The organism is Streptomyces sp. NPDC047049, assembly GCF_040643995.1.
GTDB classification, from domain to species: Bacteria; Actinomycetota; Actinomycetes; order Streptomycetales; family Streptomycetaceae; genus Streptomyces; species Streptomyces mooreae.
In genome coordinates this window covers 84,910-99,733 of the sequence record NZ_JBEYVM010000014.1, presented here as the reverse complement: position 1 = coordinate 99,733, position 14,824 = coordinate 84,910, and the positions used below count along the sequence as shown (strand labels likewise).

Below are 14,824 nucleotides of genomic sequence, written 5' to 3'. Positions count from 1 at the left end.
CTCCTTGACCATCCGCTAAGGTATGCCTAAGTTAGGCACGCCTTACTGGCGCGGCAGCGGTACACCCCTCGGCAAATATCTCGATGTCGAGATAACTCTAGTACATCGCCGCGGCGTGGTCATGCCCTGCTGGGTGTCCCCGGTCACGGAACCGGGGACACCCATCAGGGCTTGTCCTGCATGGAGGGGCCGGAGCGCCGCCGCAACGGGGCGGTCGCCGGGTGAGGAATCGGCCGGGCACGGTCAGCCGCCGAAGGCTCCGCTGTCGATGAGGATCAGCAGGCCCAAAGTGATCAGAACCAGGGGCAGCAGGACGTGCCCCCAGCGGCTGAGGGCCTTGGCGATGACGGGGCGGGTGGCGAAGAACGCGCCCGCGAGGCACCACACGGCCACCAGGGCGAGGAAGACGACGGCATAGACGCTCATCCCTCCCACGCCCGCCGCGGCGAGGACGGGAACGTAGACGCCGATGTTGTCGCCGCCGTTGGCGAAGGTGACGGCGGCGACCTCCCACGGGCTCGGGCCGCCCTTGCCACTGTCGCCGCCGTCGCCCTCCCCGCCTTCACCGTCGGCGCGGTGGCGCCACGCCTGCCAGGCGGCTTTGAGCCCCAGGGCCAGGGGCAGCAGACCGAGCCAGGGCAGGGCGGACTGCGGCAGGAAGGTCGCACCGAACGCGGCGGCCACGGCCACCGCGAGAATGGCGGCGAATCCGAGGTACTGCCCGAGCACGATCCTGGTTCCGGAGCCGCGATGACCGGCTCCCTGCGCGAAGAACAGCGACAGCACCAGGATGTCGTCGATGTTGGTGACCGCGAACAGACCGGCAGCCTGCCCGACTGTGCCCAGGCTCACTGCTGATGCCCCTCCCTGCCGTACCGCCCCGCCCGGGCGACCCTAGGGGACGGGCGGGCGGCAGCGTCGACTGCCGTATACAGCCGCCTCCGGGCCCCGGCCCGGGGCGGCCCCTCCGCCCCTCCGCCGCGTGCCCACCGCCGCGTGTCACATCCGGCCCGTGACATCCGTCATTACGGTGACGGAACTCGACGGGGGAGGAATGAGACCCATGAACGACCACGAGTGGCTGGCGGAGCGGTTCGAGGAGAACCGGAGCCGTCTGGGGGCCGTGGCCTACCGCATGCTCGGCTCGGTGAGCGAGGCCGACGACGCCGTCCAGGAGGCCTGGCTGCGGCTGAGCCGGTCCGGTGCGGACGGGGTGGAGAACCTGGGCGGCTGGCTCACGACGGTCGTCGGGCGGGTGTGCCTGGACCAGCTGCGGACGCGCAAGGCGCGGCGCGAGGACCCGCTGGAGGTCCATGTCCCCGAGCCGATCGTGGAACGCCTGGACACCGTCGACCCGGAACACGAGGCGCTGCTGGCCGATTCGGTCGGGCTGGCGCTGCTCGTCGTGCTGGAAACCCTCACCCCCGTCGAGCGACTGGCCTTCGTCCTGCACGACATGTTCGCGGTGCCCTTCGACGAGATCGCGCCACTCGTCGACCGCACCCCCGCGGCGGCCCGGCAGCTCGCCAGCCGCGCCCGGCGCCGCGTCCAGGGCACCGCCCCGGCCCCCGACACCGATCTCGCCCGTCAGCGGGAAGTGGTCGACGCCTTCCTCGCCGCCTCGCGCGGCGGCGACTTCGAGGCGCTGCTCGCGGTGCTCGATCCGGACGTCGTGCTGCGCGCCGATGCCGGTGACGCGCCCGAGGGCGTATCGACGCTGGTCCGCGGAGCACGCGCGGTGGTCGAGCGGGCGCTCACCTTCTCCCGGTTCGCCGCGTTCGCCCGGCCGGCGCTGGTCAACGGCGCGCCGGGGCTCGTCACGGCACGGGACGGCCGACCGTTCTCCGTCATGGGCTTCACGCTCGCGCACGGGAAGATCGTCGAGATCAACATCCTGGCCGACCTCGCGCGGCTGAGCCGGCTGGATCTGACGATCCTCGATGACTGACGGCCGAGGAGCGGCGGCTGACGGCACGGCCACGTCGTGGAGGGGGAGCGCCGGCCTTGAACCGCGCCCTTCCGCGTCCCCCGCCCGCCTCCGCCCGACGTCCCGGCCTCCCCGCCCCAGGCTTCCCGGCCCTCCCCCGCCCGCCTCAGGACCCCGACAGCCCCGTACGGACCACCGTCACGATCTCCTCATCGGAGAGTCCCAGGTTGCGGGCCTCGGCGATCAGTCGCTGGGCGGTCTCGCCGAGGCGGGCGCGGGCCGGCGAGGCGGCGCCGGTGACCACGGCGCCGCGGCCGCGGCGGAGTTCGATCAGGCCCTCCTCCTTGAGGCGCTTGTAGCCGCGCAGCACGGTGTGGACGTTCACGCCGAGCGACGCGGCGAGGGCACGGGCGGCCGGCAGCCGCTCCCCGGCGTCCACCGTGCCGTCGGCGATCGCGCCGCGGACCGAGGCCGCGATCTGGTCGCCGAGCGGGACGGGCGAGCCGGGGTCCACCCGGAAGAGCACGTCAGGCTCCTTCCTTCCGCGAGCGCGCGCGGTCCAGGTACGTATTGAGCAGGGCGACGGCGGTCACGGCATCATCGACCGTCACCACGAACTCCTTGCCATTGGTCAGCCGTACCACCATGCCCTCGCCCGAGCGCAGGACGAGGCCGCTGCCGCCGGCCCGGATGCGATAGCCCCAGCCGCCGAACTCCCGGAACGCGCTTATCGGGCGGCTGGTGGCCTCCGTGATGCGGTCGAGGGGAAGGTGCCGGATACGGAGGGGCGGCGGCAGCAGGGTCGACGTCACCGTCAGACCGCGGCGGTCGACGGTGACCCGCGCGGCGGCACAGGGCAGGACCGCGAGCGCGCCGACGAGCAGGCCGATGCTCGCCGGCCAGTCGGCGAGAGCGAGGACGAAGAGCCCCGCGCCGAGCAGCAGGGCACCGAGCGCGACGATCGGTGGCGAGCTGATGGTGCGTGACCAGCCCGCCGACGTGCCCGTCGGGAGGTCGAGCCGGGGGCCTTCGCCCGCCGGCCGGCCGGACGGCCGGGGCGCGGGGCCGGCCAGCAGGCGGCCCAGGGCCCCGGCGAGCAGCGCGACGACGAGTGCCACGGCCGGCTCCCACAGCGGCAGCCGGACCGCCGAGGTGTCGGTGGCACCGGCGTTGGCGAACAGGGTCCCGCAGGTGAGGAACCCGATGGCGGCCGCGAGGGCGTAGCCGCCGGCGATCAGCCAGGGCGTCTGCTCCGAGGGCTCCGGCAGCCGCGCGAGGAGGCCGAAGACAGTGCCGAAGACGAGCAGCAGCGTGAGCGTGAGCGTCAGGAAGCCGCGGGTGGAGGTGAATCCGTCGGCCGGGGCGCCGACACCACCGAAATGGGTGGCAAGCGGTTCGGGCAATCGGGCGGAGACCGAGGAGTAGGCGACGGCGACGGCCACGGCGGCTGCGACGAACGGCAGGACGGTAATCAGGGCCCACGGGCGGGCCTTTGAGGGCGCGGAAGAACGCGGGGCACTCTTCATGAGCGTGGCGACCACCTCTCAGTTGTTCGCATAGTAGTAGAACAACTCGGTCATCGACAATTGCACACCCATCTCATATCTGAGATACGGTCACTCCATGGCAGACGACTACCTCGTACGTATCGGCAGGCTCATCCGTGACGCCCGGCAGCACCGTGGCTGGACACAGGCGCAGCTCGCCGAAGCTCTCGGCACCAGCCAGAGCGCGGTCAACCGCATCGAGCGCGGGAATCAGAACATCAGCCTTGAGATGATCGCTCGTATCGGCGAAGCACTCGACAGCGAAATCGTCTCGCTCGGCTATGCCGGGCCGATGCATCTGCGGGTGGTCGGCGGCCGCCGGCTGTCCGGGAGCATCGATGTGAAGACGAGCAAGAACGCCTGTGTGGCGCTGCTGTGCGCCACGCTGCTGAACGCGGGCCGCACCACTCTGCGCCGGGTGGCCCGTATCGAGGAGGTCTACCGCATCCTCGAAGTGCTGGGCAGCATCGGCGTGCGGACCCGGTGGATCAACGACGGCAACGACCTGGAGATCGTGCCGCCCGCGGAGCTCGACCTCGACTCGATGGACACCGAGGCGGCCCGCCGCACCCGCAGCGTCATCATGTTCCTCGGCCCGCTGCTGCACCGGATGGACCGCTTCAAGCTGCCGTACGCGGGCGGTTGCGACCTCGGCACCCGCACCGTGACCCCGCACATGACGGCGCTGCGCCACTTCGGCCTGGAGATCACCGCGACCGACGGCACCTACATCGGCGAGGTGGACCGCAGCGTCGCCCCCAAGCGCGCGATCGTCCTGACCGAACGCGGCGACACCGTCACCGAGAACGCCCTGCTGGCCGCCGCCCGCCACGACGGCGTCACGGTCATCCGCAACGCCTCCTCCAACTACATGGTCCAGGACCTGTGCTTCTTCCTGGAGGAGTTGGGCGTCCGGGTCGACGGCATCGGCACCACCACCCTCACCGTCCACGGCGCCGCACACATCGAACGCGATGTGGACTTCGCGCCGTCCGAGGACCCGGTCGAGGCGATGAGCCTGCTGGCGGCGGCAGTCGTCACCGAGTCGGAGCTCACCATCCGCCGGGTACCGGTCGAGTTCCTGGAGATCGAACTGGCGGTCCTGGAGGAGATGGGCCTGGACCATGAGCGCAGCGCGGAGTACGCGGCCGACAACGGCCGTACCCGGCTGATCGATCTGACGGTCCGCCCCTCCAAGCTCCAGGCCCCGCTGGACAAGATCCACCCGATGCCCTTCCCGGGCCTCAACATCGACAACGTCCCCTTCTTCGCGGCCATCGCGGCCAGCGCCCAGGGGCAGACCCTCATCCACGACTGGGTCTACGACAACCGCGCCATCTACCTCACGGACCTCAACCGCCTCGGCGCCCAGGTCAAACTCCTCGACCCGCACCGCGTCCTGGTCGACGGCCCCACCCGCTGGCGCTCCGCGGAAATGATGTGCCCCCCGGCCCTGCGCCCCGCCGTCGTCGTCCTCCTGGCCATGATGGCCGCCGAGGGCACCTCCGTCCTGCGCAACGTCTATGTCATCAACCGGGGTTACGAAGACCTGGCCGAACGCCTCAACTCGATCGGGGCGCAGATCGAGATCTTCCGGGATATCTGAACAACGGATGCCGCCGCACCCTTTCTGACCTGCGTGAATACGGGCCAGGAGGGGGTGCGGCGGCATGTCTGGGACTTCTCTGGGACTTTGCGCCAGGACCGAGCTTCTGCCGGTCGGTTTGCGGCTACGCGAAGACCGCGTCGATGGCGGCGCCGCCGCGCGCACCGGCGCGGGGCAGGAAATGCGCGTACTTCCGGAGCGTGAAGCCGGGGTCAGAGTGGCCGAGCCACCTGGCCAGGGAGACGACCGACTCGCCGGCCTCCAACTGCTCGGAGGCGTAGAAGTGACGCAGGGCGTGATAACCGTGCTCCCGGGAGGGCTCCCAGGCTCGGGATCCGTCCGGTGCGCTCTCCTCCAGCGCGGCGATCACGCCGGCCTCGGCCAGGGCGGGCTTCCAGACGTAGGAGTTGAAGTAGTTCCGATTGATCGCCTTATGCTCGCGGCCCGTCACCAGGAGGTTGTACGTCCTGGGCCGACGGTGCTTGGCTTCTACCGGCGTCTGCGGCGGGCGCGGATCGTCCCACGGCATGGTGACCGGCACGGGCGCGAGGAACTCCACATGCTGCCGCAGCGCCTTGGCCACGCTTGAGGGCAGGGGCACGTCGCGAACCTTGCGCCCCTTGGGAAGCGCGAAGCAGAGCTTCGTCCGCACCATCTTGACCTGGCGCCGGACATGGACGATCTCCGCGTCGAAGTCGATGTCCGCCATCGACAGGCCGAACGCCTCTCCCTGTCGCAGGCCGAGTCCAGCACCGATCTCGACAAGCACGCGATAGCGGTCCGGGATAGCTGCGCGTACGGCCAGCACGCGCTCGGGCAGCCATGCCTCGACCCGGCCCGGTGCAGCCGCCGGAGGGCGAACTGTGCTCGCACGGCACGGGTTACGTGCGAGGCGTCGGTCTTCGACGGCAGCCTGGAGAACGCCAGACAGCGTGGCCCAGACGAGACGGATGGAGGTGAGCCCCAGGTCCTTCTCGAGTCGCTTCTTCCAACTCCGCAGCACTTCGGTACCGACGCTGTTGAGCGGCAGGGCACCGAGGTGCGGGACGATGTGCCGGCGGACCCGTTGCTCGATGCGTTCGAGGGTGGACGGGTCCCCACTCTGGGTGGGCCACCAGTGGGTCGCGATGTAGTCCTTGAGGGAGATGGCTCCATCGCGTGGATCGACGAACTCTCCTCGACGTGCGTCAGTCTGGGTCTGGGCGAGCCAGGACTTGGCGTCCTGGAGTGCGTCGAAGGAACGGTCCTTGACGCCGGGGATGCCCTTGACGCGGTAGCGGGTGCACTTGCCGTACATGGTCGTGCGTTCGCGCTTGCCGGTCGTCGGGCTGGGGCGCTTCTTGAGCCATCGGTCTTCTATGTAGCCGGTCAGGGGAACTCCTTGATGTAGAGGATGGAGACGGCGTTCTACGGCGCTTGGAGCGTCAAGCGCTGGTGAGGCGGGTGGACCGTTCCTGACGAGGAGCGTTCAGCGGGTTGAGAGCCGCGTTTGAGCGCGAGTCGGCCTGCTCCTGCTCGCGGACCCAGGCATCGAGGGCTTCGAGTCGGTACATGACGCGGCCTCGTGGACCCATGCGGAAGCTCGGAGGTCCCTGTCGGCGGTGGCGCCAGACGTAGAGGGTGTGGGGTGAGAGGCCGAGGTACTCGGCGGCGTCCTTCACGGTCAGGAAGGCCGCGTGTAGGGCGCCCAGGGAAGCTGTGGGGGCACGCAAAGATCGGGCAGGCATAGGAGGTTCTCTGTGAGGTACGGGAGGGAGCGGACCTTGAAGGGCCGGTTCGTCATGCGCGGCACTGGCAATCGGTGGGCCAGTTCTCCAGATGATTGCGGAGGATACGCAGAATGGCGTTCGAAAGATTCACCCAGCGGGACGCCTGGCTCTTTTAGCGGCAGTCATGGAGAGCTGACAGGGATACCTGAAGCTGGGCGCAGAGTTCGTCCACGGTCATCTTTTCGCGCGAGCGGCTGGAGCCATTCATCATCACCCCGCCTCCTCGTAGTCGAGGGGGTTTCGGGCAGGGCTCATGAGGGGTCGGGGCAAAGGGTTTCCTCGCATGGAAAGAGCGGATTACCAAAAGAAGGCACGACGGGGTGCCGGGAGATTCAATGATGCGGAGCATCGCCGGTTTGGCCAACCGGCGATCGTCGGCTATGTTTCCGCCCGCTCCGCATGGCCCCGGTCTCTCGAAGAGCTGGCGAGGAGGGTGTGCGGGGCGACTCCGAGCGCGGTAGCGATGGCGACGAAGTCGTCTATGTCGCAGCGCCGGACGGTGCGTTCGATGCGGGAGAGCGCGGTGGCGGTCATGGGTCGACCGAGGGCGGTGACGCGGGCGGCGAGCTGACGCTGGGAGTAGCCGCGGGCGGTACGGGCGCGCACGATGGCGCGGGCGGCGCCTTTTCCTGCTGGGCCGATTTCAAGGGAACGCGGTGGCATGGATGTGTTGTAGCTTGCGTTCTCCGGCGACGGGAACACTTTCCCGTCTGCTGTGAGCGATGCGCCGACCGTCGAAGATTTCGAAGGGCTGATTTCGACAATCGGGGATCCGGAGCTACTGTTTTCCGACCGGCCCGGAAGTAGTACAGAGTTTTATAACCCACTCTGGACTTTTGCGCCCCTGGTGTGGCTGTCTTGTCCATGCCCCCCGCGGCCCCGCCGAAATTCTCTGCCCCCGATCTGCGACGAAGGTGGTCGATCGAAATCGCCCGTATCCGCACCATCAAGCCCGAGGCGTTCCACTCGGAGTCCCTCGCGGCGGTCTCCCTGTCCGCCGAGCGGACGTTCTTCGGCTTGCTCACCCAGGCAGACGACCACGGCCGGTTCCGCGACCAGCCCGCCGTCATTGCCGGCCTGCTGTGGTCCCTGCGCCCCGGACACGGCCCCATCGGCGTCGAGGACGACCTCACCCAGCTCGACGCCGCCGAGCTGATCTGCCGATACCAAGGCGCCAACGGCAAGCAGTACCTGCACATCGTCACCTTCGCTCAGCACCAGAGGATCAACCGCCCCAGCGGGGTACGGCATCCCGACTGCCCCCACCACGATCAGGGTGTTCCGCGTGAGCCCTCACCGCCGACGCACGCACCCCTCACTGAGCCCTCCGCACCGGCTCCCGGAGGAGTCACGCAGGACGCGGTGAGTGACGAATCCGCAGGCCAGGGGCGATTCAGTGAGTCCTCATCGCCGACGCAGGGAGGCCTCACGGAGCCCGCGACGAGTGCTCACGGTCCGGATCTAGGACCTAGGAACAGGGATCTAGGATCTACTCCGTTGGGGGGCGCAAGCGCCCCCGCACCCCAGACCGTCTCGGCGAAGGACCTCATAGGCGAGTACGCCGCCGCCTGCAGCCACCGACCGCCTGCGGGCGTGCTCGGACACCTCGGCAGCGAAGTCAAAAAACTCCTCGCCGAGGGCATCGACCCGGCACACATACGTGCGGGTCTTGACCGTCACCGGGCCAAGGGCCTCCACCCCAGCACCCTTCCCAGCTTCGTCCACGAGGCCATGAACGCCGCCCCAACCTCATCCGGCACAGCCCACCGGTCGTGGACGAATCCGTCCGATGTCGCCGCCGCCTACGGGGGTGACCTGTGAGCGCCACCCTCACCCACACCCCGGACCGCCTCGGCCCGCTCGCCGAGCGGCTCGGCGCCATCCTCACCGCACGCGGCATCGACCCCGAGGCAGCCACCACGCAGGAGCCACCGAGCGAACCGGTCACCGCCCTGGAGCTGGCCGATGCCCGCATCCCCGCCCGATACCGCCACGCCCTGGGCGACCACGCGCAGGTCACCGCCTGGACCAAGGCAATCGCCGCCGCCGGACGCCCCGGCCCCAGCGGCGCACCGGGCATCGCCGAAGGCCCGTCCCTGCTGATCGTCGGCCCCACCGGTACCGGCAAGACCCACCAGGCATACGGCGCAGTCCGCACCCTGCTCTCCGCAGGAGTCCGGCTGCGCTGGGAGGCTGTCACCGCCGCCGACCTGTACGCCCGCCTGCGCCCCCGCTCCGGCCACGACGCCGAACGCGACCTGCAGACCCTCGCCCGCTGCCCGCTGCTGCTCCTGGACGACCTCGGCGCGGCCAAGAACAGCGAGTGGACCGAGGAGCTCACCTACCGGCTCATCAACCACCGGTACGAGCACATGCGCCCCACCCTCATCACCACCAACCTCCCTACCGACGCCCTCCGCACCGCCCTCGGAGACCGCATCGCCTCCCGCCTCGCCGAGATGACCGAACGCGTCATCCTCACCGGCTCCGACCGTCGGCGCCGGTCCCACATTTGACGGTCCCGGGGACCAGTCCCCAACGCACAAGGGACCAGAAGCTTCAGACGGTTCGGGACCGTGCACCACCGACTCAGGGGACCGAGTGGGCGTGCGCCACGGAACCGGTCCCGCTTGCGGCCCCCCACAGGGACGGTCCCCCTGACACGCCGTCGGGGACCGGTTCCGCCAAGAACCGGGGACCGGTCCCGCTCTAAAGCTGGGACCGGCCCCCAAACGCGGTGGGGACCGGTCCCCACCGGGCACAGCAGATGCTGGGACCGGTCCCAGCAAAGACGCAGGTCACCGCTCGCGCGGCCCCCCGAGCCCGGTCCCCGAAACCAGGAGCCGGAGACACGCACCGGGGACGGGACCATCGCGGCACCGCCGCTTCCCGTCCTCGCCGGACGAGGAGACCAACCGCCAAAAGCGCGGTCCCCAAACGCCATGAGCTGCGGGGACCGGTCCCCATCCCCATCCCAAACCAGAAGACGACCGCGCCCTCCCCCAATCCGAACGAGCCCGCCTGCACTCAACCACCGTGCACCCATGGCCCGAACCCCCACTCGCCCCACCGCCCAGAGAGACCCCATGCACCAGTCGCACCCCGAAGGCCCCACCGACCCCAGCGCGGAAACCACCACCCCCGCCTCAGACGGAGCAAGTTGTCGGGTAAGGAGTCCTTACCCGGCCTCCGCCCCAGAGGGGGCGGAGGCGTCCGGTGCCGAGGGGGCGCCGGAGTCGGTCGGCCCAGGGGAGCCGACCGAAGGAGGGGCCAGTCAGTCCTCGCCGAGCGCACCGCAGACACCTGCTCCTCATCGTCGTCTGCGAGAGCCGGAGCTGCGTGAGAAGCGTGTGCACCCCCGCTACAGCGACAACGAGTTCGGCCTCGTCCAGAAGGCCGCTGATCTGAGTCACATGGCGCTCGGCGGCTACGTGGCTGAAAGCTCGCTCGCCGCTGCCCGCTCCGATGACCCCACCGCTGCGGTCGCCGACTATCGCGCCGCGGTCAAGACGCTGATGGATGCCAACCGTCAGCTCGCCATGGTCGGCAACAACCTCAACCAGCTCACCCGGCACCTCAACGAGGACGGCGCCTGGCCCCACCACGAGACCGTCCAACGGCTCCTGGACCGGGTCGAGACATCGATCGCGGATGTGGACGACGCCGTCGCTCACGTGACCACGGGGCGGTGAGCCGTTGATACCCAAGATCATCCTTGGCAAGGGCCCGCATGCCACGCGCCGCACGATCGGCTATCTCTTCGGCAAGGGCCGGGCCAACGAGCACACCGACCCCCACCTGGTGGCCTCCTGGAACGACTTCGCCCCCGACCCCGGCCGCAGCCCGCACCGCAACCCCAAGGACGTGGCGGACCAGCTCGCCGCGCAGCTCGACCAGCCCGTGAAGATGCTGGGCGACAAGGCACCCAAGCACACCGTGTGGCACTGCCCCGTCCGTGCCGCCCCCGAGGACCCGATCCTGACCGACGAGCAGTGGGCGGACGTGGCGCGCCGGATCGTAGCCGCCGCCGGCATCGCGCCCGACGGGGATGAGGAAGCCTGCCGGTGGGTGGCGGTGCGCCACGCGGACGACCACATCCACATCGCCGCCACATTGGTGCGCCAGGACGGCCGGCGTCCGAGCCGCGGCTACGACCAGCGCGCTGTCCAGAAGGAAGCCCGCAGGATTGAAGTGGACTACGGGCTGAGGCGGCTCAAGCCAGGTGACGGCACCGCTGCCAAGCGCCCGACCAGCAAGGAGCACTTCAAGGCCAAGCGCCAGGGCCAGGACGCGACAGCGCGCGAGGTCCTGCGCCTGCGGGTACGCCGCGCGGTGGCGGCCGCGTCTAGCGAGGCCGAGTTCTTCGCGTTGCTGGAGGCGACGGGCGTGACCGCGCGGCCGAAGGCCGGGCCCTCCGGCGACGTCCTCGGCTACAGCGTCGCCCTGCCCGGCGACGTCAACAAGGACGGCGAGCCGGTGTGGTTCTCCGGCTCCACCCTCGCCGGCGACCTCTCCCTGCCCAAGATCCGCCAACGCCTCACCGACACCCGCCCTGAGCCGATCGCAGTCCGCCCAGGCGATCCGTGGCACCAGGCCACCACCGCCACCGAACGCATCCCCAGCCACCTCACCCGCGGCGACGACCACGCGGCCCAGGGACAACTGGTCGCGCTCGGCGCGGCCCTGGCCCTTCTGCCGGTCACCACACCGTCCGCGGCGAGGGCCCAACTGCAGCAGGCCGCAGCTGCCTTCGAGCGCGCCACCCGCTCCCGTATCACCGCCGACCGCGACAGCGCACGCGTCCTGCGCCGCAGCGTCCAAGCCATCTGGCGCCGACCCGACACGGCGGGCGACGGGTCGGGGCCGGCGATGCTGCTGGACGCCGCGCTCACCGCAGTGGCCTTCGCAGTCCACTGGCACCGCAAGCACCAGCACGCCCAGCAGGAGGCGGCAGCCCAGCAGGCCCTCGTCCACCTCCAGGCCGCATACGGACCGGTCGCCGAACCCGTACTCGGCGACCTCGCCCGTCGCGCTCCCGGCCAGCAGACCATGCAGCGTTACGTCCACCACCTCCGGCAAGCCATCCCCGATCACGCCGAGCGCATTGTGCAGGACGGTACCTGGGATGCACTCGCCACCGTCATCGCCGAGGCAGAGGCGCGGGGCCACGATGCGGTCAAAGTCCTCGACCAGGCGCTCAGCCAGCGCCCCCTGGACGACGCCCGTCACCCCGCCCGCGCACTGACCTGGCGCATCCAACGCCTCGGCCAGCGCCACGCCCCCAGCCCTCGGGCACAGGTCACCAAGACCAACAGGGCCGCACCACAGCCCACTAGGCCAGCAGCCACAGCAGTGGCGGCTCCATCCTCGCAGCACCCACCGGCCCGGCGGCGCTGATCCAGACCGTGGGCCCTTGGCAAACTGAGGTGCTGCCGCATGCCGTCGGTCAGACTGGCGTAGAACGGCACGCGGGAGGCAGCTTGAAAGATCACCGCGCTGCCCGCAGTCGTACACACAGTGCGAAAACGGCACCTGACCAGCCAGTTGTGATGCCATAGGCGCCCTCGGGGCCAACGCCTAGCAGCGTTGACCCCGAGGGCATGCACACGTAATCACAGGTCAAGCCGTAGTCCCGTCGGTGGCGAGGGTTCCGTCAGCAAGAGCACCCCGCAGGACGTGGGCGATCTCCTCCGGCTTGAGGTCGATGCTGTCGATCCCCTCCACCGTCAGCGGGACCTCCTCCAGCGCGTATTCACCGCGGCCCTCGGCGCTGAACTCAGGGCCGGTGCGGTCTTCGAAGGACCACGTCGCGATGCGGGCGAGATAGAAGAGCTGGCGCTCGTCCTCGGCCTCCAGCGTGTGCAGGAGGCGGACGATGTCGGCCTTGCCCGCGATCTCCTCGTGGATCTCCCGGTGGAGGGCGGACTCCCGGGACTCGTCATGGGCTTCGACGCCGCCGCCGGGCAGCACCCAGTACACGGGGACGCCGGGCTTGGTGCGGCGGATGACCAGCATGGTCTCGTCCGCGGTGACGAGAACGGCTCGGACTCGTTCGTTCATTTGACCTTGACTCCTTGCTTGTTGACGGTCTCAGTGCAACAGCCAGCCGCCGTCAACGTGGACGGATTGTCCCGTGATGAACGACGCGGTGGGTCCCACGAGGAACGCCACCAGGGCCGCCACGTCTTCGGGCCGTCCACGGCGGGGAACGCACTGGCGGTTGATCTGGTCCTTCGGGTTGGCCCGGTGGCGGGCGGGGATCACGGTCTCGGCCTCGACTTGGATGGCGCCGGGCAGGACCGTGTTGACGCAGACCCCGTACCGGCCCAGTTCGCGGGCGAGGGAACGGGTGAGGCCCAGGAGGCCGGCCTTTGCAGTGCTGTAGGCGACGAGGTTGGTCCGTCCCGCCCGGGCGTTGACGCTGCCGATGTTCACAATCCGGCCCCAGCGGCGTTCGACCATGCCGGGGGTCACCGCGTGGCAGGCGCGGTAGTGGGCGGTGAGGTTTACGTCGAGGGAGTAGTTCCAGGCGTCCTCGTCGGTGTCCCTCCAGGGGACCCGAGGGTAGGCGCCGGCGTTGTTCACGAGGATGTCGATCGGCCCCGCCTCCGCACGGACCCGGTCGGTCATCGCATGGACGGCGTCGGGGTCGGTCAGGTCGGCGTTGATCGCGACCCCAAGGCTTCCGCCGCGGTCGAACGCGGCGAGGAGGGCTTGCGCTTCCCGCTCCTGGCCGAGGTGGTTGATGGCCACCACGGCTCCGGCAGCGGCGAGTGCGCGGCCGATCTCGGCGCCGATTCCGGTCGCTCCGCCGGTGACGAGCGCGGTCCGGCCTTGCAGCGGCCGGGCCTGGAGCGGTACTTCAAGCAGGGGCAGGGGCATTGCGGCTCCGTTCGCTGGGGTCGGGATGAGGGACCGGTGCAGTGGTGAAGAAGGCGTCGAGGCTGGTTGCGCCATCCTGGCTCTCGGCGAGCTTGATCAGGACGAGCAGCAGGTCGTGTCCGGTCAGCCGACCGGCCGGGATGACTCCGAGGATGCGAAGGGCGAGGAAGGCACGGAGTTCGTCCATGCCGATGCCGCCTTGGACGCAGAGCCCGTGCAGCGCTCTCTTGATGGCGGCGTGGCGGCCGGGGCCGGTGTTCCAGGAGTACTGGATGTCGATGTGCCGGGCGGCGGCGTGCAGTTCCAGATGGTCGATGCGAGGGCTGGTCCGGGCCGGCAGCACCAGGCGCAGGGTGCGGGCGTAGACATCGGGCTGGTAGCGAGGGACTAGCCAGCCGCCCATGGCCATGAGGTACCAGAGGAGGTTGGCGGCCTCTCCCACGGCGGTATTGCGGCCGGCGCATTCGAAGTCGAGCCAGCACAGCGGATCGGCGATGTTGGGCTCGGTGGGGTCGCCCTGCGTCAGCCCGGCCAGCCAGCGCCGATCGGGGACGAGGGCGTGGCGGGCGCTGTCGACGACGGCGGCGACGTTCAGCGTGAGCGGTCGGCCATTGGCGGTGACAGTGTAGTCGGCCAACTCCTGGACGGTGAGGGTCACATCGGTGTGGGGCAGAGTGAAAGGCAGGTCTCGCAGCAGGTACCAGCGGTCGAGTCGTCCGCCGGGGCGGATTCGGTCGAGGTAGAGGGCGGGCACGCACTCGGCGAGTGGGGCCACCTTCCCGGTTTCAGCAGCCGCGGCCCGCAGGTCATGGCAGACGCTGTCAACGAGGCTGCCCAGGCGCGGCAGTACGGCCGGGTCGCGATCGGCCAGGGCGATCACGTCGCCGAGCAGCAGCTCGCATCGCCCGCTGGCGAAGACGTCCTCGTACGCCAGCAGATGCCGGTACGGCAGCGAGGGACGCGCCCGCAGGGTCGGAACCTGGAGACGGGAGCCGAGCCTCGTCCAGCCCCTGGCTTCGGCTTCCGCTGCCTCACGGGTGGTGGCCTCCTTGTAGAAGGTGGCCGTACTCGACGCCCTTGGCCGGTCGCTCAT

15 protein-coding genes are annotated in these 14,824 nt (G+C 69.9%); 6 read left to right on the top strand and 9 right to left on the bottom strand.

Translation table 11 applies throughout. The features are described from left to right. Positions 1-243: 243 nt before the first annotated feature. A complete protein-coding gene (locus ABZ851_RS26505; RefSeq protein WP_361132245.1) occupies positions 244-852 on the bottom strand; it encodes a cadmium resistance transporter in 609 nt (202 codons plus the stop codon). Positions 853-1,063: 211 nt separating this feature from the next. Here ABZ851_RS26505 and sigJ point away from each other — a divergent pair, with 211 nt between their 5' ends. After that, positions 1,064-1,948, top strand: a complete 885-nt coding sequence (sigJ, locus tag ABZ851_RS26500; RefSeq protein WP_361132242.1) for an RNA polymerase sigma factor SigJ — start codon at positions 1,064-1,066, stop codon at positions 1,946-1,948. Between the two features lie 145 nt (positions 1,949-2,093). On the opposite strand, the gene ABZ851_RS26495 is transcribed toward sigJ, so the two are convergent. Continuing rightward, positions 2,094-2,453: a GntR family transcriptional regulator gene (locus ABZ851_RS26495; protein WP_361132239.1), complete on the bottom strand. Its 360-nt coding sequence runs from the start codon at positions 2,451-2,453 to the stop codon at positions 2,094-2,096. Between the two features lies 1 nt (position 2,454). Continuing rightward, entirely contained in the window at positions 2,455-3,453 is a 999-nt protein-coding gene (locus ABZ851_RS26490; protein WP_361132236.1) for a DUF1648 domain-containing protein, read from the bottom strand. Positions 3,454-3,550: 97 nt separating this feature from the next. Here ABZ851_RS26490 and ABZ851_RS26485 point away from each other — a divergent pair, with 97 nt between their 5' ends. Then, positions 3,551-5,080, top strand: a complete 1,530-nt coding sequence (locus tag ABZ851_RS26485; protein WP_361132233.1) for a UDP-N-acetylglucosamine 1-carboxyvinyltransferase — start codon at positions 3,551-3,553, stop codon at positions 5,078-5,080. Between the two features lie 124 nt (positions 5,081-5,204). On the opposite strand, the gene ABZ851_RS26480 is transcribed toward ABZ851_RS26485, so the two are convergent. The 3 genes from ABZ851_RS26480 to ABZ851_RS26470 all read right to left on the bottom strand — a co-directional run bounded on the left by ABZ851_RS26480 (position 5,205) and on the right by ABZ851_RS26470 (position 7,512). Next, on the bottom strand, positions 5,205-6,377 hold the full coding sequence (locus tag ABZ851_RS26480) for a tyrosine-type recombinase/integrase (protein ID WP_361132230.1): 1,173 nt from the start codon (positions 6,375-6,377) through the stop codon (positions 5,205-5,207). Positions 6,378-6,504: 127 nt separating this feature from the next. Continuing rightward, positions 6,505-6,807 (bottom strand): helix-turn-helix domain-containing protein, encoded by a 303-nt coding sequence (locus ABZ851_RS26475; protein ID WP_361132227.1) that lies wholly within the window; start codon positions 6,805-6,807, stop codon positions 6,505-6,507. A gap of 420 nt (positions 6,808-7,227) precedes the next feature. Next, positions 7,228-7,512 (bottom strand): helix-turn-helix transcriptional regulator, encoded by a 285-nt coding sequence (locus ABZ851_RS26470; RefSeq protein WP_361132224.1) that lies wholly within the window; start codon positions 7,510-7,512, stop codon positions 7,228-7,230. Between the two features lie 264 nt (positions 7,513-7,776). Here ABZ851_RS26470 and ABZ851_RS26465 point away from each other — a divergent pair, with 264 nt between their 5' ends. The 4 genes from ABZ851_RS26465 to ABZ851_RS26450 all read left to right on the top strand — a co-directional run bounded on the left by ABZ851_RS26465 (position 7,777) and on the right by ABZ851_RS26450 (position 12,246). Further along, positions 7,777-8,670, top strand: a complete 894-nt coding sequence (locus ABZ851_RS26465; protein ID WP_361132408.1) for a hypothetical protein — start codon at positions 7,777-7,779, stop codon at positions 8,668-8,670. Beyond that, positions 8,667-9,365 carry an ATP-binding protein gene (locus ABZ851_RS26460; RefSeq protein WP_361132221.1) on the top strand — a complete coding sequence of 233 codons (699 nt, stop codon included), beginning with the start codon at positions 8,667-8,669 and terminating at the stop codon, positions 9,363-9,365. The genes ABZ851_RS26465 and ABZ851_RS26460 overlap by 4 nt, the downstream gene beginning before the upstream one ends. Before the next feature lie 834 nt (positions 9,366-10,199). Continuing rightward, the gene (mobC, locus tag ABZ851_RS26455) at positions 10,200-10,541 is read left to right on the top strand and encodes a plasmid mobilization relaxosome protein MobC (protein ID WP_361132218.1); all 342 of its coding nucleotides are present in this window, start codon (positions 10,200-10,202) and stop codon (positions 10,539-10,541) included. Positions 10,542-10,545: 4 nt separating this feature from the next. Then, entirely contained in the window at positions 10,546-12,246 is a 1,701-nt protein-coding gene (locus tag ABZ851_RS26450; protein WP_361132215.1) for a mobilization protein, read from the top strand. 222 nt (positions 12,247-12,468) lie between these two features. Here ABZ851_RS26450 and ABZ851_RS26445 read toward each other — a convergent pair whose 3' ends face one another. The 3 genes from ABZ851_RS26445 to ABZ851_RS26435 are packed head-to-tail and all read right to left on the bottom strand — an operon-like array spanning position 12,469 to position 14,824. Beyond that, a complete protein-coding gene (locus ABZ851_RS26445) occupies positions 12,469-12,909 on the bottom strand; it encodes an NUDIX domain-containing protein (protein WP_361132212.1) in 441 nt (146 codons plus the stop codon). Positions 12,910-12,939: 30 nt separating this feature from the next. Continuing rightward, positions 12,940-13,731, bottom strand: a complete 792-nt coding sequence (gene fabG, locus ABZ851_RS26440; RefSeq protein WP_361132209.1) for a 3-oxoacyl-ACP reductase FabG — start codon at positions 13,729-13,731, stop codon at positions 12,940-12,942. Next, positions 13,712-14,824 carry a hypothetical protein gene (locus ABZ851_RS26435; protein WP_361132206.1) on the bottom strand — a complete coding sequence of 371 codons (1,113 nt, stop codon included), beginning with the start codon at positions 14,822-14,824 and terminating at the stop codon, positions 13,712-13,714. Before ABZ851_RS26435 ends, fabG begins: the two co-directional genes overlap by 20 nt.